The sequence below is a fragment of the Agrobacterium larrymoorei genome (assembly GCF_030819275.1).
GTDB lineage: Bacteria > Pseudomonadota > Alphaproteobacteria > Rhizobiales > Rhizobiaceae > Agrobacterium > Agrobacterium larrymoorei_B.
Genome location: NZ_JAUTBL010000002.1, coordinates 1,488,597 through 1,511,395, shown reverse-complemented (window position 1 = coordinate 1,511,395; position 22,799 = coordinate 1,488,597). Strand labels below are relative to the sequence as shown.

Below are 22,799 nucleotides of genomic sequence, written 5' to 3'. Positions count from 1 at the left end.
CAATATATGGATTGAGGCTTTTTCATATATGATATTGGATGACATTGATATTCGGCGGCTTCGCTACTTTCTCGTCGTTGCAGACGAAAAGCATTTTACCCGCGCGGCAGACAGGATCGGCATTCGCCAGCCGCCGCTCAGCATGCAAATCCGCCAGCTTGAAGAAACGGTGGGCGCTCGGCTTTTTACCCGTCATGCCAAGGGGGTAGAACTGACGGCTGCGGGGAGGGTGTTTCAGGACACAGCGCTCGACATCGTCGGGCGTTTTGAGGATGCCGTCACTCAGGTTCGACGCCACGCGGCGGGCCAGACTGGCCGCCTTCGCCTGGGCTTTGCCGGAGCCACCTATTTTCATCCGGCCATTCCGCTTATCATTCGCGCTTACCGCTCAGCCTATCCCGATGTGGTGCTGTCGCCGGAGCAGAGCAACACTCCCGCACTTCTTGCTGGCCTGCGCGAGGGAAGGCTGGATGTGGCTTTTATCCGCCCACCCGTTTTAGAGGATGGCTTGCTCTCTGTTCGGGCCTGCCTCGATGAGGACATGGTGGTCGCGCTGCCTGCAGATCATCCCTTGTGTGACCATGACAAGTTGCCACTTGACGCTGTCGCCGGTGAGAATCTCATTCTCTTCCCACGGGACATTGGGCCGGGTCTTTACGACAGCATCGTCTCCGCATGCAACGAGGCAGGCGTCAGCCCCAAGCTGGGCCAGGAGGCGTCGCAGATCGTCTCCATCATCCCGCTGGTTGCGGCAGGTTTCGGCGTTTCGATCGTGCCGCGTTCTGTCGCTTCGATACGCAATGAAGGAGCTGTCTACCGCCCGATCGCCGGGAAATCGCCTCGCGCGCCGATCGCAATTGCCACACGGACCGACGACCATGCGAAGCTGGTGACATCCTTCGTGACGAGTGCTGTGCAAATTGCGAGGTCCAATACTCATGCCGATTTTGCGCCCGCTTTGAGATAAGGCGATGTGATCTATCTGGCCTGTGGCGGTTGTTTAGCAAATGCTGTTCAACTATTGATGCCGCGCTTGTGATCAAAAAACGCGCAAAGGCCATCATGCTAATTCCAGACATAAAGCTTCCACCGCGCCCTTTGAAATTGAAGCGCGGCGTATTGTCCATTCCGTTCGCCTACTCCTTCTCTCCGGTAATCCTGCTGGCAATTGCCGTCTTCATGCTGGTAGCGGAAGGACCGGGAATTATCCGGGATTACAAGATCAGCCAGAACCCGGTTGAGATTGAGGACGGCGACCTTAACGGCAGTTGCAAGACCCGTAAGGCTGTCTTCACCACCTGCACCGCCAAGCTCGCCTATGACTATCAAGGCAAGCACTACAACAGCGACGTCGAGGTGATGTTCGTCGATATCCACTCCGGAGACTACGAGGCAGGCCTCTTTATCTCGGGCTCGGATCCTCAGCTTGCGACGATTTCGCTCGGTCTCGACATGCTGTGGAACCGGATCGTCACGCTGGTGATCATCGCCGTTCTTCTGAGCTTCGGCGGTATTGCACTGGTTGTGGCACTCGTTCGATACTTCCGGGCAAAGGCGAAGCTCAACGAAGCACAGCCACTCACCCTGTTGCCGGTCGCTCTGACGAATGTCACCAAAAAGCGCGGCGGAGTCTTCGTCACCTATTCAGACACCATTCGCGACGACAAGACGAAGCGGCAATCCTTCTCGCTGATGCGCAAGGACGAGGTTCCATTCATCATCGGACAATCCGAGAAGCACGATATCGCTCTCGCCGCCTGGCAGAAGAACAGCCCTCTGCCGGTCATTCTGGATAGCCGTTTGGAGCGTATCGAAATGACCGAAGCGGAGAGGGCGCAGGCATTGTCAGCTTTCGCTCCCGATGCAGCCGTTTCGAAAAACACACAGACCACAAGAACCCAGCCTCAAAAATCGGCTGGCGCCTCCGCCGTGCATGGCGTCAAGGCGTTCGGTATTATCATACTGCTGATGATTGTCGGGCTCGGAGGCTACTGGCTCTGGTACGTCACCGCTGCGCCGTCACAATTCACGTCACCAGCGATGGACATCAACAACCTGATGCCAGGCCCAATCAACAAATGGGGCTGCGCTCAATTGCAGAAGCGTTTCGGTGACCAGAACGCACCGTTTGGATGCACGGCAGGCGACTATAGAAGCTGGAAGTGAGTCATCGCGATGGGCCGGAACCGTTGCACGGTTCTGGCTCTCATTTTTGACGTATACTGCTCACTTCCTGTGGCGAGCAGACCAGTTATGTCTTTGAAATAAAAAAGGAATCAGTGGCGGATGGGGTGGGATTCGAACCCACGGTACGGTCTCCCGCACGCCGGTTTTCAAGACCGGTTCCTTAAACCACTCGGACACCCATCCATGTGATTGATATAGTTGAGAAATCTTCTTATTGCCGACTTCTCGAAAACAGCACTTGCTACCGCTTTGCTACCCAATCATTTGGTCGAGGGCTTTCTAGCAGATTGGATTGCGGCGTCAACCTGCTCCGCTGCGTTTGCTTGCATCCCCGGCATTACATGGGAATACAGGTCAAGCGTGATGCCGATTGTCGAGTGGCCGAGGCGTTCACTGGCAATCTTTGGGTGGACCCCGGCGGCAAGCAATTGGGTAGCATGGGAGTGGCGCATATCGTGAAACCTGATCTTGGGCAAGGATGTCTTTGCCAGCAATCGCGTCCACTCGTGAGTGAGTGATACTGGTTTCAGCGGGCTACCGTCTACCTGGGCAACCACGAATGAATTATCATCCGGCCTGATCCCGATTTTCAGTTGCTCCTCCGCCTGGGCGATCCGGTGGCGCTTCAATTCGTCAATCACAGATGACGACGGCGCGACGACACGAGACTTGCCGGACTTCGTTTCCTTGTATCGCACGCCCGTTCCAACCTGCTCCGCGCTCTGTCTAACAGCTATCTCAAGTTTTGGGCACTGGCGGTTCGCCGTCAGCAGAGGTTTTTACTTTCGGGGCTGTTAAAACGCTGACCACCGCATGGCAACGATTCGATCAGATTTTTAACGTCCCGTCGGTCTCAGGTAAAACGTTGGGCACTGCCGATAATGATGCCCTCTATGCTGTGCTAGAATTCGTGAATAAAAATACAGTACAAACTGCAGATTTAGCCCGTGTTTCGTTTGTTAAAGGCGACGCAACCGCAGACCCGGATCCTCATGGTGACAGAAGCTACCAACAAACTCTCCTGCTGTGCAGACGATTTTTCCGGCTCATTCCAAACATCGCGATGTATCCAATGGACACAACGTCTGGTTCTTTGGGTCGAAGACTAGAAATTCCGCTGGAGCCTCCGATGGGAGCCGCCCCGACTGTAACAGCTACTCCAGCGGCAGAGGTAACATCATTTAACTCAGCCGCTAATCCAACATTGATCAGACTGACCGGTAACGTGGGTGCTGTAAGCAATTGGGGTGTTCTCGACAATGTCAAAATCGATGCGAGTATTTGACATGCAGGTATTAGGCTACACAGAAACGGGTGCAATTAAGGCCGTTTTCTCTGACGATGGCGCTGTATCCTTCGTGCCGGACGACATGGGCAATCGCTACCGTCAGGCGATTGCAGAATGGGAGGAGGCGGGCAACACGATACCAGCGTATGTTGTACCCTCTCCAACACCGGAAATGCTGACCGATGAAGTGAACCGCCGTCTCTCTCTTGGCTTCGATTACAATTTCGGAGATGAGCGAGGCGTCCATCACTTCGGCACAACGCCGGGCGACATGACCCGGTGGATGCAGGAGGTCACGCCGCTAGCGCAAGCGGCAATGAACATGGGCGAGCCCGACCGTCTCATCGGCATCAAGACGAATACCGGTCTTGTCTAAGTGAAAGCTTCTGAATGGTGGTTGGTGTTGGATGCTGCCGCCGCATGGCGACAACCCCTTTATGCCGCGTACTTCGGGCTCAAGGCGATGGATCCCATTCCGGCGGACTACACTTCAGACAGTAGGTGGGTCTAGCTCTTCGTCTCAGGCGGGTAAGTCTGAAGACCCAAAGACGAAAGCACAAACCGCTTAATCGTACGCCGAGCCTTCCGGATTGGGGAGATGTACGGCGGTTGAGCCATTGGCATCGGGTGCGGCCAGATTGGGGGTGTGGTTGCGAATGAGGTCCCAATCGTCGAATTAACCGCATTCACAACCGGCTGGGCGAATCTGCTGTCGATATGAACGTTCCCATCCCACCTGTCGGGCCGAAGCTGCCCATTTTCTGAGACGAAGTCATTTCTGAAATCAACAAATGTAGCCATTTGTGAAAGCCGGAGATTCATCATTTCTCGGATGGCTATTGCATCTTCCATGCACTCGTCATGGCTTCGATAGTACTCAGTCGCAAGTCCGATAGGAGGAGGGGGAATTATGCAGGACATCGCGACTTGAGCTGGGCATTTCGAGGCGAAAACAGCAAATGCTTTTTCGAACCTATCGCAAAGAGCCAGCGTCTCGATACGCGTTGTTGAGGATCTGATGCTGGCAATCTTTGGAATATGCGCGCGGCAGTCGATCTCTCCAAAAGAAAGAATAACAACATCGTCTTTTTTTGGCCGGAAGTTTCCCGGCACTACGGACTTAATACCGTCTCTGGCTGCCCTGTGCATCGTGACAGGCCCACGCCAATAGATTTTTGCGCCCGCAACGCCAGCATAACAAAAGAGAGCATGACTGTCACCGAGCGTCAGCAGGGGCACTGATAACTTCCTGATGTCTAATTGACGGATGCCGATTGCCTCATGTTTCCCTACCCCTTCCGCGTGTAGGTCTCAATATCCTCGAATAAAAAAGGTCTAAATTATGCTCATTGCCAACTGGTGGCAGGTGCTGAAACGCGCCTGGTCCATCCGATGGATTTTGCTCGCCGGTCTACTGTCCGGCCTCGAAGTCTTCCTGCCCATCATTGACGGATACGTCGATATCCCACGCGGCCTGTTCGCGGCGCTCTCGGCTATTGCGACCTGCGGCGCCTTCGTTTCCCGAATCCTTGTGCAGAAAGGTGTCTCCGATGCCGATCAATAAGATCGCACCGACGAAGCGCGGTAAAGCGGCGATTGCCGCAGTGCTGGCAACAATCTCTGCCGGTGGATATGCCGCCTATGACCGTTACGCGACGACGGCGAAAATGGACCCCGCCGTTATCCTGGCCGTAGAGCATGCCATGGGAAGGCTTGGTTCTCCGTTCACATTGGGATCCGTTCGCTAAGATTTATGACATCTGCTATGGCAAAACGCGCATCAACGGCAAGCCGGTGGCGCCGGGTATGACTTTCACACAGCCGCAATGCAAAGACATGCTGCTGCGCCGTGTCCATCACGACTATTACAAGCAGATCGTTCAATACTCCCCGAACCTCTCGAAAGCGCCAACCAGCGTCCGCGCCTCGATGATCTCCGGTTCTTATAACTTCGGCGTGGGCGCATGGTGTCGATCGACGGCGAAGGCTCTTGTCGACGCTGGGCAGTGGAAGGCGGCTTGCGAAGCGCAGACGCGCTTTCAACAGGGCAGGCGGCTCGTCAACAGACGCGAGATGGGCGATGCGCAGCGCTTGGGCGAAGCTGAGCTTTGCGTGTCCGGCTTATGAGCTTCCTTCCCACTACGATCATAGGTCGGGCCGTTGCGTTCGTCCTGGCATTGCTGATCGCCGTTGCCGGCTTCCGGCTCTGGCTATCGCTGCACGATGCCTCAGTGCTGAAGGGATATGTGCTGCTTTCCGAGAAGAGTGCAGCCGAAGCCAAGGCAAACGAAATGGAGCGCCAGCGAAACGCAGCTGCGCAAGCCCTGGAAGACTATCGCAAACGTGCGCTGGCCGATGCCCTCATTCAACAACAGATCGAAGCAAAGCAGGAACAGGCGATCAAAGATGACAATCAAAACCTTGATGACGGTGATTACCGTTAGACTGACCGTGATCGCCTCTTGCTGTGCCAACAAAGAGGCGAGGCTTATTGTCGCCGCTGAGTCTCGGGGAAAGGCGGCGGCCGGTGTGCACCTTCCTGATTTGCCGGATGAGTGCCGGCAGAAGATGGCGCGTGTGATCCCGAAATATGGAACTGAAAAGCCGCGCAACACGCAACTGCGCTGGGATTTGTCGGCGGATTTCGTGGATAGGCGCACTCTTCGGTGCGCTTCATTCTACGACGGCGTCCAAACTCGCTATGGTGCGAAGGATATCAGGGCGGGAATTTAAATGGCGCGATTTAAACAGGTCGAAGGCTTTTGGCAGCTCTTCGGCTCAATGCTTAATACGGGATTGATTGTGGCTTCTGTGTTGGACTTCTTCATCGAAGTCGGCGGGTGGGTGGAGCGTGTAGAAAGCGACATTCGGGCGAACACGATAGAAATTGCCCGGGTGGAGCGGGATGCAGATGCTAAGCGCGGTCAGATCGAAAAGGCTCAGTCCGAAAAGTGGTCTGCGCATGACGATCTGCACAAGAACCGTCTGGCAGAAGTTTCCAAGCTCGAAGCCGCAATTGGAGAGCGTCTCAAGGCTCTGGAGAAGCAAGCCAACGATGACGATCGACGCCTTGCTGGATTTGAGTATCGAACGACCATCTTGGAGAACATGACGGAAAATATCTCGACTGCGATCAAAGAACTGCAGATGGCATTCAACCGGCAGTCCGGTGACATTCAGGTAATGAAGGAAATCTTGCAGCGGATGGAAGCGACGATAAACAGGGTACCGCAGCGTCGAAGCTGAAAAATAATCTCCGTCGGCACCGGTGTCATTCTGGTCCAGTAAGCGCCGATAATGGTTCCAAGTTCTCCAAAATCACCTGTTGTTTGATCAGGGTTTTGCGGCGAAAAGACCGCGTGAATTTAACTTGGGCAATTACTGGTGTGAGGAGCAGACTCTCACGGAACTGCTGATCATGCACATATTTATCGACCAGATCATCGGCGGCGATCCCGGTGATCGTGCCTTCTCCGTCAAAAACGTTCAACTCAAACTCTCTCGAAACGGGAAGTACGCCTTGCAGCATACCTATGAAATTTGAGACTTCTTCATCAACGCTGATATCTTCGAACCGCTCTGACAGCCCACCGATATCTTCCAGGCCTAACGCAACCTTAGCCTCATCGCCCATGATCTTGGCGGTTGCGCGTCCGTCGCGCAGGACCTTAGTGAATTTTTGAACGGCCCCGATGAGCCGAGGTGCAGTGTCGCTTAGCGCTGCATCGAACTCGTCCCGAGATCCATGACTAAGACGCTCGATCAATTGTGTTGCTTCCTCAACAGCGGTCTTAAGCGGGGTGTTGAACATGTCAGTCTGAGGTGGTTCTAATTCCTCAAGAATGAACCCCATCGATCCGCGAACTATATCGCGGATATAGAGTTTAGAGCGGCCTTCTCCTTTCACCTTACCCTTTGCCCCGACGTGAGGTTCTGTTTGGCTGGCTAGAGCAGCCGAAATTATCCGCTGATAAGAGGAAAGAGCGCCTGTTGAGAGGTCAAGGCGTATATCGCCTCTGCCGATCACGGGAATGCCGTCGAATATCAGCGCGACTCGCTGGATGCTCCTTGATCTCTTGGATTTTTTCGTCGATTTCTGCGAGACGCGTGTCCCACATCATCTTTGTGGTACCCCAGCGATCCAAAAAGCCGGTTTTCATTCGTCCGAAAGGAGACCGACATGTATCTAGCAGAGCTAAGCCGGCACGCGAACACCGCGCAGCGAGCCAGAGCGACAATGCACCGATCTGGATCTACACCTAGTGGGCATAAACTCTGGACCGAGGAAGAGGACAGGATCCTCCATGCTTATCACCCCGATTACGAAAAGATCATGGCGGAGTTGCCGCATAGACATCAGAAAGGCATATGGAGGCGTGCTCAGAAGCTCGGACTGAAGGAAATCCGACATCCATGGCTAGCTTCCGATCTAAGTAAGCTGCGACGACTATACACGACTGAGACGCGGGCCGGCATTATGGCGCAGTTCCCAGGCCGAACACGGCCCGCGATAAAATTGGCCGCCAGCTACTATGGGCTTGCTAGGCAAGGCTATTATTATCAGCATCGAAGAACCGGGGAACCGATGATCGACGCAATCCTCCAAAGAATCGAAGACATAAAGTGGACGCTGCGAGATCTTGATGAAGCAAGTGGCACCAAAGGATATTTTCTTAGTCACTCTTGGCGGCAGTGCAAACCCAACATGAAGATGGTCCACCTTGCGGTAAAAGCGTTGGGAGGTGATCTGGTCGTCAAATGGAAAGACTACGACTGACGGATATTGCTGCTATCAGCCCCTCGGGAACGGCTGGTGACCAACTTGCTACCATTTTGCTACCAAACTCGGTAGCAGCATTGCAGATAGTGCCGCACGAACACGCACGATACCGATCGAAAACCTTTGAAATTGAGGCTGTTTGAGGATGATGAAATACAGGTGAATACGGCAATAACCGAATTTCAAGACCGGTCCCTTAAACCACTCGGACACCCATCCTTGCCTGTCGCGGGTTTATAAACGTTTGCGCCAGCGCGTCAATTGCCTCAAAAGCCTTATTTTCCAGTCGCTCCCGTCGTCGCAATTTTAACCAAACCTTAACCACGTTGATTACAATTTTAACTTTCCAGAACCTATCGTTCGCATTTTCGCCATGTTGCGGGCAAGATTAGGCATCCGTTAAGTGCTTCGATGTGATGGGCGTGATCATCGAGGTGTGAGAGGGGCCGTGCACAGGTGCGGTCTGAAGCAGCACGGGGCAGAAATTTGAAGTCTACCGTTACGAAGATTGGCGTCAGCGTCAAATGGGTCGGCATTGCCGTTCTCTGTGCCGCGACCGCATCATGTTCGACGACGTCGGAAACAAAAACGAAGCCAAAGCGCAGCAAGGAATATTTCGCCGAGTCGGAATATGGCGTGAAGGCAAGTCCGCGTATCGCAGAAGGTGCCAACGTCCCCAAGGGCGGTGGCCGGTTCCTCGTGGGCAATGCTTATACGGTCAAAGGCCGTCGGTATTTTCCGAAGGAAGATCCAGGCTACGACAAGACCGGTCTGGCCTCCTGGTACGGTTCCGCTTTCCATGGTCGCATGACGGCCAATGGTGAGGCTTACGACAAGGAACATCTTTCCGCCGCTCACCCGACATTCCCGCTTCCGAGCTATGCCCGCGTCACCAATCTTGAAAATGGTTCATCCGTTGTCGTTCGCGTCAACGATCGCGGTCCCTTCCATGAGGGTCGTCTGATCGACGTATCCAGCAAGACTGCCGATCTTCTCGACATGAAGGGCACCGGCACTGCCAATGTACGGGTGCAGTATGTCGGTCGCGCGCCGCTCGATGGTCACGACATGCCATTCCTGATGGCGTCTTACATCCCCAAGGGATCGCGCGCTCCTGGCGTCAATCCTGAAGGTCAGATTGCAAGCGGCGTGATGGTGGCTTCCGCATCGCAGCGAAACATTCCGATTCCATCCAACCCTGCCTATGGTGGCTCGGCGCAGACCGCGCTGGTTGGCACGAAAAAGAACAATGCGCTTCAGGCCATGCCGCTGGTGGAAGGTCCGGCACCTGCTTCTTTCGGAGGGCAGGGCAATGTTCAGTTCATTGCGCTTCCAGAGATTGGCCCCTTCATCAACGAGCGTCCTGAAGGCAACTTCCTTCGCGTTCCAGGCCCATCGCCACGCTATGCTTCTGCCTATTCCGAAGCTGCGCCAGCATCCAAAGTTGCTCAGGTTTTCGATGCCGTCCTTGTCGACCATGGCGAGCTGACGGAAGAGTCCATTCTGAACTACGTGAAGAACAAGCAGAACAAGGTCCGTTGAGCTTTGCCTCGACGGTCTTGTGGCCCATAATCGCTGTATCCAACGACGATTCCATTTTTCGGATCGTCCGGCGGGCGTGAAGTAGCAAAACAGACGGCGGGCCGGCGTTTCATGGTGACTTTGATACCGAAAATCATCCGTCGTTTCAGCTTCGTTGCGCTGGTGCTGGCCTGCAGCGCAGCGACTGCGTCAGCGCAATCCGGTGGTCTCGTCGTCAAGGCACAGCAGGCCTATATGATCGATGCCGAGACCGGCACGGTTCTGCTGTCGCTGAATGAGACCACGCCGTTTCCGCCTGCGTCTCTTGCCAAGCTGATGACGGTGGAAACCGTTTTCGATGCGCTGAAGAATGGTCGCGTCTCGCCAGAGACGGCCTATCCTGTATCAGAATATGCCTGGCGAACGGGTGGCGCTCCCTCCCGAACCTCCACCATGTTCGCCGCGCTAAAATCCTCCGTGAGCGTCAATGATCTTCTGACGGGCGTGGTGGTGCAAAACGCCAATGATGGCTGCATCATTCTGGCGGAAGGCATCGCCGGCTCGGATGCGGCCTTTGCCAAGGCGATGACGGACCGGGCGAAAGCGATTGGATTGACGGGAAGCGTCTTTGCCAACTCCACCGGGCTTCCTGACCCGGCCAACACAACGACTGCCAAAGACATGGTCATGCTGGCCAAGCACATTCGTGAGACCTATCCGGATCGCTACGGCCTTTTCACCAAGCCGGATTTCGAGTGGAATCGCATCTTCCAACGCAACAAGAACACGCTTCTTGCGGCTGATCTCGGCATCGATGGTCTGGGGCTCGGTTTTGCCGAGGGCCACGGTTATTCCGCTGTTGTTTCTGCCGAAAGAGACGGTCGCCGTATCTACCTGACGCTGGCCGGGATGGAAGACGATAAGACACGGCAGGAAGAGGCCCGTCGCGTTGTCGAGTGGGGGCTGACGGCATTTCAAAAGCGCGAACTGTTTCAAAAGAACGAAACGGTTGGCAGCGTCAGCGTCTATGGGGGTGCGGCTTCGGCTGTCGATCTTGCGGTGCATGAGACGGTGAGCGTGCTTGTGCCACTCAACAACCCTGATCGGCTGTCGGGTCGCATCGTCTACAAATGGCCGCTCAATGCGCCTCTCGATGCAGGGTATAACGCCGCGACGCTTCGCATTTTCTCCGGCGAGAGATTGCTGCGGGAAGTGCCTCTTTACACGACCGCGGCCGTCGCGCCCGGCACGCTCAGCCAGAACGCGGCCGGTGCTTTGAAAGAGCTGTTGTTTTTCTGGCTCTGAAAGAGCCTGCCGCCCGCCTGAAAAGGATGTGCAGCGGTTTCGCACCCCATCGATATCGTCTAATAAGAAGCAAGAGACGAGACTATCAGGAAGAGACATTGCCCCAAAAAGGACTGTTCATAAGCTTCGAAGGCGGTGAGGGCGCTGGCAAATCCACGCAGATCCGTATCCTGGCGGAAACGCTGCGCAGCCGTGGGCTTGAAGTCGTCGTGACACGCGAGCCAGGCGGTTCGCCAGGGGCTGAAGCCATTCGTCACGTGCTGCTCTCGGGTGCTGCAGAGGCTTTTGGCGTGCGCATGGAAGCGATGTTGTTTGCCGCAGCCCGTAACGACCATGTGGAAGAGGTGATCCGTCCGGCACTCGAGAGCGGTGCTGTGGTTCTCTGCGACCGATTTCTCGATTCATCGCGCGTCTATCAGGGCACGACTGGAAATCTGGAGCCGGAGTTCATCGAAACGCTGCAGCGCATTGCGGTGGACGGCACGATGCCCGATCTGACGCTGATCTTCGATATTCCCGCTGTGGATGGTCTGGCGCGCGCGCGCAAGCGTGCCGATGATGGTGCGGCACCCGATCGCTTCGAGAAGGAAGAGTTGGAGACGCATGAAAAGCGGCGCGAAGCCTATCTCGACATTGCGCTGAACGAGCCCCGCCGTTGCCGCATCGTGGATGCCAAGCAGCCGCAGGAGAGGGTGACGGAAGACGTTCTGGCGATGGTCGAGCCACTCCTTGAGCGTTTTGAACATCTTTCGGATGTGGCGCAATGAGTGAGACACCGGGCGTTCTCGATGGTGCGATTGCACCGCAGGACAATACGCGCCTTTTTGGCCATGACGAGGCAGAGCAGTTTCTGGCGCAGTCCTATCGCTCGGGCAAGGGCCATCATGCCATCCTGATCGAGGGGCCAGAGGGAATCGGCAAAGCAACGCTTGCCTTTCGCTTTGCCAATCACGTTCTATCGCATCCCGATCCGGCTGTGGCGCCGGACCAAATTGCCGATCCTGAACCGTCATCGTTCGTCAGCCGCCAGATATCATCCGGCGCCTCGCACAATCTGCTGCACCTGACGCGACCGGTTGACGAGAAAACAGGGAAGACCAAGTCAGCCATCACGGTTGATGAGGTGAGGCGGGCAGGGCACTTCTTCTCGCAGACATCGGGTACCGGTAACTGGCGGATCGTGATCATCGACCCGGCGGACGATCTCAATCGCAACGCTGCCAATGCGATCTTAAAAATACTGGAAGAGCCGCCGAAGCGGGCAATGTTCCTGGTTCTGTCGCATGCGCCCGGCAAGCTTCTGCCGACCATACGATCGCGCTGCATGCCGCTGCGTCTCCAGCCTTTGGCTGACAGCGCGATGGAAAATGCGCTCGAGAATCTGGGGCTTTCGATTGCGGGGGAGAAGAGGGCGGCCCTTCTGCAAGCCTCTAAAGGAAGCGTAGCCCAGGCGCTGAAGCTCGTCAATTATGGCGGTTCGGACATCGTCGATGTGTTCAACGCCGTGATGAGCGCTGAGGGACCTTCGGCGCGCAAGCAAATGCACAAGTTGGCCGATGTTCTGGCGCAGAAGGATGGCGATATCATCCTCGGTTTCTTCATGGAGCACGCGACTGAGCAGTTGATGCACCGCGCCAAATGCGCAGCGATCGCGGGGGATCTGAAGGGCGCCGAACGCCAAGCCCGACTGTCCTCCTCGCTGTCCGAGCGCATCACCATTGCGCAGGCGTATAATCTCGACAAGAAGCAGATGGTGCTCTCCATTCTGGAAGACATGCGTTCGGTGTGATTGTTGTCATCTCGTTTGCTGCGAGAGAGGATACGTATGGAGAAAGTTTGTCCGGTCGTTTTCCGCGAGACCTCAAGCGGTCGGGAAGTGCTCGGTTTCATCCATCCATCCGCGGTCAAGCAATTCGTCAAGGGAACGGTGGAAAAGGGCGAGTCTCTGCAAGATGCCGCTAAGCGAGAGCTCGAAGAGGAAAGCGGCCTGGTCGTTGGTAGTGCCATGATCTTTTTAGGCACCAGTCCTATTGGTCCAGAAAACGTGTCGTGGCACTTTTTCGCTTACCGCGGAAAGTCGCTGCCAGATTCTTGGGATCACGCGACCACTGACGATCATAGTCATACCTTTTCGTTTTTCTGGCATCCGCTTGAGCAGCCTTTAAGTGACGATTGGCATCCCGTCTTTCACCAGGCCCTGGCATTTTTCTCTCCGCGAATTCGACAGTTTTGTACTCCCCTTTAAACCGCGAGTAATAGTAGCTACGCTTTTGCTTTCGCTTGCGCGAACAATAGGCTAAAGCGGTCTATCTCAAAAATCAGACCGTAAAGCCGATCGAGCGTCATGACAGACAAGACCCCTTTCTACATCACCACCGCGATTTCCTACCCCAATGGCAAGCCGCATATCGGCCATGCCTATGAGCTGATCGCGACGGATGCCATGGCGCGGTTTCAGCGTCTGGATGGGCGGGATGTTTTCTTTCTGACGGGTACTGACGAGCACGGCCAGAAGATGCAGCAGACGGCACGTGCGGAAGGCATTTCGCCGGAGGAACTGGCGCAGCGTAATTCCGACCAGTTTCGCGAGATGGGCAAGCTGCTGAATGCCTCCAATGATGACTTCATCCGCACCACGGAAGAGCGTCACCACGAGACATCACGCAACATCTGGAACCTGATGTCGAATGCCGGTGACATCTACAAGGATAGCTACGCCGGATGGTACTCGGTCCGCGACGAGGCCTATTACGCCGAAGACGAAACCGAGGTGCGCGCCGATGGCGTTCGCTACGGACCACAGGGCACGCCGGTGGAGTGGGTCGAGGAGGAAAGCTACTTCTTCAAGCTCTCCGAGTACCAGGACAAACTTCTGAAGCACTACGAAGAGAATCCCGATTTTATTGGTCCGGCCGAGCGCCGCAATGAAATCATCTCTTTCGTCAAATCCGGTCTGAAGGATCTTTCCGTTTCGCGCACAACATTCGACTGGGGCATCAAGGTGCCGAACGATCCGAAGCATGTGATGTATGTGTGGGTGGATGCGCTGACCAACTACATTACCGCGACCGGCTACATCGAAGACAAAAATGGCCCGCGGGCAAAATACTGGCCAGCTGATGTGCACATCATCGGCAAGGATATTATTCGCTTCCACGCCGTCTACTGGCCAGCCTTCCTGATGAGTGCCGGTCTGCCGCTGCCAAAGCGGGTCTATGCGCATGGCTTCCTGCTCAACAAGGGCGAGAAGATGTCGAAATCGCTCGGTAATGTGGTCGATCCGGTCAATCTGGTGAACCACTTCGGGCTCGATCAGGTGCGCTATTTCTTCCTGCGCGAGGTCTCCTTCGGCCAGGATGGCAGCTATAGCGAGGAGGGGATTGCCACCCGCATCAACGCCGATCTCGCCAACGGTATCGGCAACCTCGCCAGCCGCTCGCTTTCGATGATCGTCAAGAACTGCGACGGGCAGATCCCCACACCGGGCGCCTTCACGGACGAAGACAAGGCCATGCTTGCTGCTGCCGACGCGCTTCTGGCAAGCTGCCGCGACGAAATGAACAAGCAGATGATCCACAAGGCCCTGGCCTCGATTATCGCCGTCGTTTCCGAGACGGACCGCTACTTCGCCAGCCAGGAACCATGGGCGCTGAAGAAAACCGATGCGGAGCGCATGGGCACCGTGCTTTATGTGACGGCGGAAGTCGTGCGCCAGATCGGCATTTTGCTGCAGCCCTTCATGCCAGCCTCCTGCGAAAAGCTTCTCGACTTGGTTGCTGCACCCGCCGACAAGCGGGACTTTGCGGCGCTTGGGGAAGCTGGCCGACTGGTGCCCGGCACGCCGCTTGAGGCGCCGAAACCGGTCTTCCCGCGTTACGTGGCACCGGAGGCGTAAAGTAGAGCATGCTGATCGACACCCATTGCCATCTGGACTTTGCCGATTTCGATGCCGAGCGCGACGACATCATCGCGCGCGCCCATGCGTCCGGCGTCGCCCAGATGGTGACGATCTCGACCCGTGTTCGGCGCTTGCCGGAACTGTTGAAGATCGTCGAGAGATACCCGTCGGTTTTCTGCTCGGTCGGTACGCATCCGAACAATGCAGACGAGGAACTGGATATTTCGGCTGGTGACCTCGTACGGCTTGCCAACAGCCACGACAAGATCGTAGCGATCGGCGAGGCGGGTCTGGATTACTTCTACGATACGCAGAAGCCGGAAGACCAGAAAACCGGTCTGCGACGTCACATCGAAGCGGCACGGATCACCCAGCTTCCGCTCGTCATTCACAGCCGCAGCGCCGATGATGATATGATCGCAATCCTGCGCGAAGAAAGCGGGAAGGGAGGCTTTCCCTTTATTCTGCACTGCTTCTCTGCCGGACCGGAACTGGCGAAGGCTGGCGTGGAAATGGGCGGCTACGTTTCATTCTCCGGCATTTTGACCTTTCCGAAATCGCAGGACATCCGCGATATCGCTGCGACCGTTCCACTAGACCGCCTGTTGGTGGAAACGGATGCGCCCTATCTCGCGCCGAAGCGCTGGCGTGGGAAGCGCAACGAGCCATCCTACGTCGTCAACACGGCTGAGGTGCTGGCCGATGTTCACGGCGTGTCTTACGAAAAGATGGCCGAGATCACGACGGACAACGCTTTCCGCTGTTTTTCGAAAATGACGAAGGTCTGATCTTTGGCATTGTATCGGCGTCGCTTTACCATTCTTGGCTGCTCCTCTTCTCCCGGCGTTCCGCGCATCAACGGAGATTGGGGCGCCTGCGACCCGACCAATCCGAAAAACAGACGCACCCGCGCGGCCTTTCTGATCGAGCAGATCGCGCCGGATGGCGGCGTAACAACGGTCGTTGTCGATACCGGTCCGGATTTCCGCGAACAGATGATTGCTGCCGGCGTCAAGACGATCGACGCGGTGCTTTACACGCACCATCACGCCGATCATTTACACGGCATCGATGACCTGCGCGGTTACTTCATCACCTCTGGAAGCCGGATACCGGTCTATGCTGAGCCGGAGACCATGAAGCGCATTCACGACGGTTTTCCTTACTGTGTGGAGACGCCCGTCGGCAGCAATTATCCGCCGATCGTCAAACCCCATCTGATCGAGAATCTGGATCAGGACATCGCTATCGAAGGCGAGGGTGGTCGGCTGCGCATCATGCCGCATTTGCAGCAACATGGCGATATCATCTCGCTCGGCTTTCGCATCGGTGATGTGGCCTACTGCACCGATGTCAGCGATTTTCCGCTCGAATCCGTGGCAAAACTCCAAAATCTCGACACGATCGTCATCGACACATTGCAGTATCGCTATCACCCCAGCCATCTTTCGCTTGAGCAGTCGCTCGATTGGATCGAGAAACTCGGGGCAAAGCACGCTATCTTGACGCATATGCACACGCCACTGGATTACGACACCGTCTTGCGGGAAACGCCAGACCATGTCGAACCCGGCTACGATCAGATGCGTTTCGAGGTGGAACTGGCGGAAGAGCGCCTGTAGCTGTCACAGAGGAATGCAATGTCGATCAGGCCTTTCCGCGCCCCCAGCATGGCGAGCTTTTTCGACAATATTCGCAGCGGACGCCTGCGCGCTCTGTTTCGTCGAGGCGAACTTGCGCTTGTCGTCCTGGCAATTCTCGTCGGTGCTGCCGCAGGTCTCCTCGTTGCTCTGATCGGCGCACTCAGCACCGCTCTTCACGTCATTGTCTTCGGTGTCGAGAGGCTCAGCAGCAGCAATCTCACGGGTTGGATCGTGCTGGCGGGGCCAGTCCTCGGAGGCGTGGTTCTCGGCCTTATTCTCTTCATCCTGTCGCGAACACGCAAGAAGCCGATGGTCGACCCGATCGAAGCCAATGCGCTGCATGGTGGACGCCTTTCACTGACCGATAGCATCATTGTCTGCGTGCAGAACATTGTCTCCAATGGCTTTGGCGCCTCCGTGGGGCTGGAGGCTGGCTATACGCAGGTGGCGAGCGGCGTCGCATCGAAGCTCGGTCTCAATCTGAAGCTGAGGCGAGGGGACATGCGTATCCTTGTCGGATGCGGGGCTGCCGGCGCGATTGCCGCCGCCTTCAACGCGCCGTTGACAGGCACCTTCTACGCTATCGAGTTGATCATTGGTACCTATACGATTGTCACGCTCGCACCGCTGATCGTTTCTGCGCTGGTGGCGAACATCGTTGCGGGCTTGGTGTCGTATCATGGCATCAATATCGACGTGATCGGCTCTGGTGCGGTAACACCGTCGGATTATGTGCCTGCCATCTTTCTCGGCGTCGTCTGCGCAGGCATCGGTATCGTTCTCATGCAGGCCGTGTCCTTCATTGAGGAGACGGCGCGCAAAAGCGCGATACCACTCTGGCTTCGCCCCACACTTGGCGGCCTCGTCGTCGGCGCTCTGGCCTTGATTTCACCGCAGGTGCTTTCCAGCGGACACGGTGCTCTGCATCTCAACCTCGACGCGGATATCACGCTTTTTGGGCTTCTGGGATTGTTTCTGCTCAAGGCAACCGCCAGTGCGGTCTCGATCGGCTCCAGTTTTCGTGGGGGCTTGTTCTTTGCTTCGCTGTTCATGGGCTCGCTGCTCGGCAAGATTTTTGCGATCTGTGCGCCATACATCGGTTATGGCGCCACGCAACCGGTCGTCTACGCCGTGATCGGCATGAGTGCCTTTGCTGCCGCCATTATCGGTGGCCCTTTGACCATGACCTTTCTTGCCCTCGAGTTGACCGGCGACTTCCAGATCACGGCGCTTGTGCTGGCCGCCGTTATCACCACGTCGCTCGTGGTGCGCACCACCTTCGGCTATTCCTTCGCAACGTGGCGTTTTCACTTGCGCGGAGAGAGCATCCGCAGCGCCCATGACATCGGCTGGATCCGCGATCTGACCGTCGGCAAGATGATGCGTGCCGATATCCGCAAAGCCAATCTCAGCATGGGCCTTGAAGCCTTCAAGGAGAAGTTTCCGCTCGGCTCAACCCAACGCGTTATCATGACCCATGACGACGGCCGCTACGCCGGCATCATTCTAGTGCCGGAAATCTATGCCGATCCGATGGAACGCGACGCTTCCAAGATCGGCCTTGAGACATATCTCCATTACAAGAACGACGTGCTGCTGCCGACCATGAACGCCCGCCAAGCCGCTGCAGCCTTCGACAATACCGAAAGCGAAGCACTGGCCGTCGTCAACGATAAGGTGGAGAACCGGCCGGTTGGGCTTCTGACCGAGAGCCATACGCTGCGACGCTACAGCGAAGAACTGGAGATGCGACGTCGCGAGGCCTCTGGCGAGATTTGAGTGGGATCGGCGTCGTACGGGAGAACCTTCGGACTGTCGCCCCAATCATTCGTTTTAGTTCCATAATCTATATTATGCGACCTTAGGATGTGTCTAATTGGGGGCAATAATGAAGTTTGACTTGGGTACGCACCTACTCCCAAATCGACATGGATGAATGGCGTGAGAGTGGCCGCTCTCGCATGGTGGGACGCCCTGTGACATCATCGCTGGGAGGCTTGGGCGTCATGCCTTTTCCACTTTCTGACAGATCCGGCGCACCAAGTTCATCGACGAAGTCTTCTCGCATTAAAATGGTGATTACTGCCGAGATGCGGCATGGCGGTTAGCTTGGTCGAACCCACACGCTGCGCTTGAGCATGGCCTCACACTCGCTATCGAAATGCTCGATCGGGTGAGATTTAGCTGACGCTCCATCTGGCTCTTCGCAAGAGGTGGAACGTCTGGCACTTACGGTCAATATCTCGTCAGGAGGTGTAATTGGCCCTCAACCAGGATGCCACCGCATCTGCGCTTCTCTCTGGCGGATGCACGGGATAGAAGACGTGTTCGATAGTGCCGGACCTAATGATCATTGTGAGCCTTCTCAGTAAAGTCATGCCTCCGGCTTGGAATGTTGGTAGACCAAGAGCTGACGTGAGAAGAAGTGACTGGTCAGAAAGTAGTTGAAACGGCAAGTGAAGCCGCTCTGCGGCCTCGCGTTGATATTCTGTCGTCTGCGTTGATAGGCCAAACAGACGGCTCGCTCCGAGTTCTCTCAATTCCGCGAAATGGTCGCGGAAAGCGCAAGATTGTGGCGTGCATCCTCTTGCCCCGGGAATTGCATCCCATCCTGCAATTGCCTCGACGCCAGGAGCACTTGTTCTTGGGTAAGCGTAGATCACAGACAGCCCCGCACCTCGTAGATCGACAGACGTTCCATCCGTTGCTTTTAGTTGAATGCCCGGGACGTCCGTGCCAAGCAAACGTTGAGCTACGCCTTCATCATCTCCAATCCCCAGCGGACCAACATTCCCGAATTCAGTCATCTCAGCCTCTTCGCTTTTCTTCCCTTGAGACACTGGGGAGTGTGAATGTTCAGCCTAGCTTATTTCGCTTGCCTCACCCTGCCCCTTGCTTTCTGCCCCTCGCCTCGCCCTGGCGCTTGAAGGCGTTTCGCCAAACGCCAGCTTGAACGACTTTGTGAAATGCGAGGGATTGACGTATCCGACGTCGAAGGCGACCTCGGTGATCTCGCGGTCCGTATTTGTCAAAAGCTCGAAGGCCCGCTCGAGGCGCAGTTGGCGATATGCTGATGCAGGTGGCATGCCGATTGTTATCTCGAAGAGACGTTCCAATTGTCTGCGGGAAAGACCAACGGATTTAGCAAGCTTCTCGGTGTTGATGTCGCCCGATAGGTGCTGCTCCATCGTGATCAGCGAGGCGAGAACACGCGGCTCCTTGACTTGCATCTTCAAAGGCTGACGGGATTGCGGCGCATTCGAGCTTCGCACCCTTTCCATCTGGAGAACCTCCAATGCATTGCGGGCAGCATCTCGGCCGATGTGACGCTCGACGATGACGTTTGCCAGATCCGCGGAACTGCTGCCGCCGGCGCAAGATCCTCTCCGGCCCTCAAGATGGAACAGGCGATCGGGCCGCACGACGAGATGCGGGAAGTGCTCCTGGAATGCCTGGTAGTGAAGCCAGCTGACGCAGACTTCGTGGCCGTCAAGCAGCCCTGCTTCCGCGAGGATGAAGGAGCCGGTGCATACGCCGATCATCCTCACGCCCTTGGCGGCAGCAGATTTCAGGAAGGTCATGGTGGCGTGATCGACGGGTTCCGGCACGCGCAAGAGGCCGCCCACCACGACGATGTAATCAAAGTTGGAAGGGTCGATGAAATCGCTTGTCGGCGCGATCTGGACACCGCAGCTTGAGGTGATGAGATGTCTGGTGCTGCCCAGAACATGCCAGTCGGCAAAGACTCGGCCGGAATGATCGGTCTCGTCGCTGGCCAGCCGCAGCGTATCGATGAACAGCGCAAATGGCGACAGCGTAAAGGATTTGGCCAGAACGAATCCGACCTTCAACCGCTTTGCTGGCAAACTATCCTGACGATTCCGGAGGTGCTTCATGTCTGGTCCACGGGAGTCTTGTCACATGATCCCGAAGGCCTGCGCAAGCAAATAGTGATCTCTTGCGAGGCCCACCTCTGTGTCAGGCCGAGGGTTCTCTGGCGCCGCGGGCTCAGGTGATCGGTGCCACGACAGGGCCATCATTCCGCGATCTTGACGAGCAGCTTGCCGAAATTGCCGCCGGAAAGCATCGCGGTAAAAGCTTCGGGTGCCTTCTCGAGACCATCGACGATGTCTTCGCGGTAATGGATTTCGCCAGCTGCGAGACGAGGACCGATCTCGGCTAGAAAATCATTGAAATGGTCTTTGGCGAATTCGATCTGGATGAAGCCCCGCACAAGAACGCTCTGGCGAAGGATCGTCGACATTGTGGCTGGGAGGCGATCCTTGTCACCAATGCCGGCGCCATTGTAATGCGCGACCAGCCCGCAGACCGGCACGCGCGCGAACTGGTTGAGGAGCGGCAGTACGCCGTCCCAGACATGACCGCCTACATTCTCGAAATAGACATCAATGCCTTTGGGGCAAGCGGCCTGAAGGTCCGTTGCAAAGCTGTCCGATCGGTGGTCGACCACGGCGTCGAACCCGAGTTCATTCTTGACATACGCGCATTTTTCCTTGCCGCCAGCAATACCAACGGCGTGGGCGCCGGCAAGTTTTGCAAGCTGGCCGACCATCGAGCCGACCGGTCCCGACGCTGCGGCGACGACTACCGTTTCCCCTGCTTTCGGCTGGCCGATAAATTTCAGTCCCGCCCATGCGGTAAATCCCGGCATGCCGAGCGAGCCGAGCGAAGTTGTGATCGGCGCGCCGTGGGTTTCGACATGGCGAAGTTGGTCGCCGTTGACAACGGCATGGCTGCTCCAGCCTGTTCTGCCGCGCACGATATCGCCAGGTGAAAAATCGTTATGTCTGGATTTCACGACCTCTGAGATCGCCTCTCCCTCCATGACACCGCCCACGGGCACGGGTGCTGCATAGGATTTCGCGTCGCTCATGCGACCACGCATGTAAGGGTCGAGCGAGAGATAGAGAGCCTTAAGGGTGACGTCGCCCTCTCCTGCCTCCGGCAGTTCGAACTCCTCGACGCGGAAATTCTCAGGTCCTGGTTGGCCAACGGGCCTGCTTGCAAGAACGATGCGGCGTGCAGAAGTCATCTGATGCTCCTCTTTCAGGGGTCAGACTTATCTAGGAACCCTTGCTGCATTTCCAAGTCGGTGCAGAGCGAGCAGCTCCGCATTCTCTCAAGATCGGCTCGACGAACGCCAGACGGTTCAGCATACTGCCTCCGCACTTTGACCATGTGCCGTCAGAGGTGCGCGTTTGTCCGGTGGCTTTCACATGGCTGGCGCCTTGATGAAACCTGCGCAGTCATGCAAGTTGTCGCGCCTATTTGTGAGAGTGCCACAATGCCTCTGAGTTTGCGAAAAATGCAATCGGCCTATCTTCTGTCGGTTATATTCCTCTTCACCTATCAGACCGCCAGCTGGGCTTGCGAGGTCCTGCCCGCCAATGCCGGTCCGGCGGCAAGAACCGTCGAGGATATAGCGCTTGACGATGGGCAGCGACAAAGGCTCCTGATTGCCGATCCGAGTATCCGGTTTGGCACGGTCATCCTGTTTCCTGGCGGTGCTGGGGATGTGGGTGTCAAGCGTTATGCGTCGGTGCGCCACGACAAAAACTATGTTTTGCGGAGTGAGCCCATCTGGTCAGCATGCGGTTATGCAACCATCGTCCCGGATACGATTGACCACGCAAATTTGCGCGGCATGAGAAGCGCGCCCTCATATGCGAATGTCATCGATCGCATCGTCGCTTTCGCGAATAAGCGCGACGGCAAACCGATCTTTCTTTTGGGAACGAGCCAGGGCGCGATTGCGGCGGCGAATGGTGCGGCGCATGCGAAGCCCGGCTCCATCGCCGGTGTGGTCCTAAGCGAATCCGTTTCCGTCAAGGGTGGAAGCGGCGAAACAGTCTTCGATGCGGGTCTCGATAAAATCGACGTCCCTGCCCTTATCGTCGCCAATGCCGATGACAAATGCTTCGTCGCTCCTCCGACTGCAGCCCAAAAGATCGCGGATGCATTTCATGCGGGGGCGAACGTCACAGTGTTGAAAGTAAGCGGTGGAAAAACAAGATCATCCGATGATTGCGGCTCACTCACGCCACATGGCTATTACGGCATAGAAGACAGTGTGACCAACTCGATCATCGATTGGATGGATTCCAAGCGCTGAACCTGTGCGGTAAAGGCATCAACGATCTTGTTCCCAACCTTCAG

The 22,799-nt window shown here is 56.2% G+C and carries 26 protein-coding genes, 1 tRNA gene and 1 pseudogene; 21 read left to right on the top strand and 7 right to left on the bottom strand.

The features are described 5' to 3' along the window. Positions 1–28: 28 nt before the first annotated feature. Together QE408_RS16050 and QE408_RS16045 are read left to right on the top strand one after the other, a co-directional pair. Positions 29–967, top strand: a complete 939-nt coding sequence (locus QE408_RS16050) for a LysR family transcriptional regulator (protein WP_306932895.1) — start codon at positions 29–31, stop codon at positions 965–967. A gap of 95 nt (positions 968–1,062) precedes the next feature. After that, entirely contained in the window at positions 1,063–2,166 is a 1,104-nt protein-coding gene (locus QE408_RS16045) for a hypothetical protein (protein ID WP_306932893.1), read from the top strand. Positions 2,167–2,280: 114 nt separating this feature from the next. Here QE408_RS16045 and QE408_RS16040 read toward each other — a convergent pair. Together QE408_RS16040 and QE408_RS16035 are read right to left on the bottom strand one after the other, a co-directional pair. Continuing rightward, positions 2,281–2,370 (bottom strand) — tRNA-Ser (locus QE408_RS16040). Positions 2,371–2,447: 77 nt separating this feature from the next. After that, positions 2,448–2,885 carry a tyrosine-type recombinase/integrase gene (locus QE408_RS16035; protein WP_306932891.1) on the bottom strand — a complete coding sequence of 146 codons (438 nt, stop codon included), beginning with the start codon at positions 2,883–2,885 and terminating at the stop codon, positions 2,448–2,450. A gap of 47 nt (positions 2,886–2,932) precedes the next feature. On the opposite strand from QE408_RS16035, the gene QE408_RS16030 reads away from it, so the two are divergent. Both QE408_RS16030 and QE408_RS16025 read left to right on the top strand, forming a co-directional pair. Then, entirely contained in the window at positions 2,933–3,472 is a 540-nt protein-coding gene (locus QE408_RS16030) for a hypothetical protein (protein WP_306932890.1), read from the top strand. Position 3,473: 1 nt separating this feature from the next. Continuing rightward, entirely contained in the window at positions 3,474–3,851 is a 378-nt protein-coding gene (locus tag QE408_RS16025) for a hypothetical protein (protein WP_306932888.1), read from the top strand. A gap of 131 nt (positions 3,852–3,982) precedes the next feature. Here QE408_RS16025 and QE408_RS16020 read toward each other — a convergent pair whose 3' ends face one another. Then, a complete protein-coding gene (locus QE408_RS16020) occupies positions 3,983–4,714 on the bottom strand; it encodes a hypothetical protein (RefSeq protein ID WP_306932886.1) in 732 nt (243 codons plus the stop codon). A gap of 103 nt (positions 4,715–4,817) precedes the next feature. On the opposite strand from QE408_RS16020, the gene QE408_RS16015 reads away from it, so the two are divergent. From QE408_RS16015 to QE408_RS15990, 6 genes and pseudogenes are all read left to right on the top strand, one after another. Continuing rightward, complete coding sequence (locus QE408_RS16015; RefSeq protein WP_306932884.1) at positions 4,818–5,039, top strand: DUF7940 domain-containing protein; 222 nt, start codon at positions 4,818–4,820, stop codon at positions 5,037–5,039. After that, complete coding sequence (locus QE408_RS16010; protein ID WP_306932882.1) at positions 5,026–5,223, top strand: hypothetical protein; 198 nt, start codon at positions 5,026–5,028, stop codon at positions 5,221–5,223. Before QE408_RS16015 ends, QE408_RS16010 begins: the two co-directional genes overlap by 14 nt. Then, positions 5,174–5,602 (top strand): glycoside hydrolase family protein, encoded by a 429-nt coding sequence (locus tag QE408_RS16005; protein ID WP_373465557.1) that lies wholly within the window; start codon positions 5,174–5,176, stop codon positions 5,600–5,602. The genes QE408_RS16010 and QE408_RS16005 overlap by 50 nt, the downstream gene beginning before the upstream one ends. Further along, positions 5,599–5,847: pseudogene (locus QE408_RS16000) on the top strand (hypothetical protein); the annotation flags it as partial. The gene QE408_RS16005 and the pseudogene QE408_RS16000, both read left to right, overlap by 4 nt. A gap of 34 nt (positions 5,848–5,881) precedes the next feature. Continuing rightward, a complete protein-coding gene (locus QE408_RS15995; protein ID WP_306932879.1) occupies positions 5,882–6,208 on the top strand; it encodes a hypothetical protein in 327 nt (108 codons plus the stop codon). Then, positions 6,209–6,721 carry a hypothetical protein gene (locus QE408_RS15990; protein WP_306932877.1) on the top strand — a complete coding sequence of 171 codons (513 nt, stop codon included), beginning with the start codon at positions 6,209–6,211 and terminating at the stop codon, positions 6,719–6,721. Between the two features lie 25 nt (positions 6,722–6,746). Here QE408_RS15990 and QE408_RS15985 read toward each other — a convergent pair whose 3' ends face one another. Beyond that, the gene (locus QE408_RS15985; protein ID WP_306932875.1) at positions 6,747–7,502 is read right to left on the bottom strand and encodes a hypothetical protein; all 756 of its coding nucleotides are present in this window, start codon (positions 7,500–7,502) and stop codon (positions 6,747–6,749) included. A gap of 558 nt (positions 7,503–8,060) precedes the next feature. Here QE408_RS15985 and QE408_RS15980 point away from each other — a divergent pair. From QE408_RS15980 to QE408_RS15935, 10 genes are all read left to right on the top strand, one after another. Next, entirely contained in the window at positions 8,061–8,252 is a 192-nt protein-coding gene (locus tag QE408_RS15980) for a hypothetical protein (RefSeq protein WP_306932874.1), read from the top strand. 489 nt (positions 8,253–8,741) lie between these two features. Beyond that, entirely contained in the window at positions 8,742–9,797 is a 1,056-nt protein-coding gene (locus QE408_RS15975; protein ID WP_306932872.1) for a septal ring lytic transglycosylase RlpA family protein, read from the top strand. A gap of 111 nt (positions 9,798–9,908) precedes the next feature. Further along, positions 9,909–11,081, top strand: a complete 1,173-nt coding sequence (locus QE408_RS15970; RefSeq protein WP_306932870.1) for a D-alanyl-D-alanine carboxypeptidase family protein — start codon at positions 9,909–9,911, stop codon at positions 11,079–11,081. A gap of 98 nt (positions 11,082–11,179) precedes the next feature. Beyond that, on the top strand, positions 11,180–11,848 hold the full coding sequence (gene tmk / locus QE408_RS15965) for a dTMP kinase (RefSeq protein WP_349042544.1): 669 nt from the start codon (positions 11,180–11,182) through the stop codon (positions 11,846–11,848). Further along, positions 11,845–12,870 (top strand): DNA polymerase III subunit delta', encoded by a 1,026-nt coding sequence (locus QE408_RS15960; protein WP_306932868.1) that lies wholly within the window; start codon positions 11,845–11,847, stop codon positions 12,868–12,870. Before tmk ends, QE408_RS15960 begins: the two co-directional genes overlap by 4 nt. A gap of 36 nt (positions 12,871–12,906) precedes the next feature. After that, complete coding sequence (locus tag QE408_RS15955) at positions 12,907–13,326, top strand: NUDIX domain-containing protein (protein WP_306932867.1); 420 nt, start codon at positions 12,907–12,909, stop codon at positions 13,324–13,326. A 99-nt stretch (positions 13,327–13,425) separates the two neighbouring features. After that, on the top strand, positions 13,426–14,976 hold the full coding sequence (gene metG / locus QE408_RS15950; RefSeq protein ID WP_306932866.1) for a methionine--tRNA ligase: 1,551 nt from the start codon (positions 13,426–13,428) through the stop codon (positions 14,974–14,976). 8 nt (positions 14,977–14,984) lie between these two features. Next, a complete protein-coding gene (locus QE408_RS15945) occupies positions 14,985–15,767 on the top strand; it encodes a TatD family hydrolase (protein WP_306932864.1) in 783 nt (260 codons plus the stop codon). A 3-nt stretch (positions 15,768–15,770) separates the two neighbouring features. Further along, positions 15,771–16,601: an MBL fold metallo-hydrolase gene (locus QE408_RS15940; protein ID WP_306932860.1), complete on the top strand. Its 831-nt coding sequence runs from the start codon at positions 15,771–15,773 to the stop codon at positions 16,599–16,601. 18 nt (positions 16,602–16,619) lie between these two features. Beyond that, on the top strand, positions 16,620–18,401 hold the full coding sequence (locus QE408_RS15935) for a chloride channel protein (protein ID WP_306932858.1): 1,782 nt from the start codon (positions 16,620–16,622) through the stop codon (positions 18,399–18,401). 467 nt (positions 18,402–18,868) lie between these two features. Here the strand turns inward: QE408_RS15935 and QE408_RS15930 are convergent, their stop codons facing one another. The 3 genes from QE408_RS15930 to QE408_RS15920 all read right to left on the bottom strand — a co-directional run bounded on the left by QE408_RS15930 (position 18,869) and on the right by QE408_RS15920 (position 21,675). Beyond that, positions 18,869–19,429: a peroxiredoxin gene (locus tag QE408_RS15930; RefSeq protein ID WP_306932856.1), complete on the bottom strand. Its 561-nt coding sequence runs from the start codon at positions 19,427–19,429 to the stop codon at positions 18,869–18,871. A 54-nt stretch (positions 19,430–19,483) separates the two neighbouring features. After that, positions 19,484–20,518, bottom strand: a complete 1,035-nt coding sequence (locus QE408_RS15925; protein WP_306932855.1) for a GlxA family transcriptional regulator — start codon at positions 20,516–20,518, stop codon at positions 19,484–19,486. A 140-nt stretch (positions 20,519–20,658) separates the two neighbouring features. Continuing rightward, positions 20,659–21,675, bottom strand: coding sequence for an NADP-dependent oxidoreductase (locus QE408_RS15920; RefSeq protein WP_306932853.1), 1,017 nt, complete (start codon positions 21,673–21,675; stop codon positions 20,659–20,661). Positions 21,676–21,927: 252 nt separating this feature from the next. On the opposite strand from QE408_RS15920, the gene QE408_RS15915 reads away from it, so the two are divergent. Beyond that, positions 21,928–22,755, top strand: coding sequence for an alpha/beta hydrolase (locus QE408_RS15915; RefSeq protein ID WP_306932852.1), 828 nt, complete (start codon positions 21,928–21,930; stop codon positions 22,753–22,755). Positions 22,756–22,799: the final 44 nt, after the last annotated feature.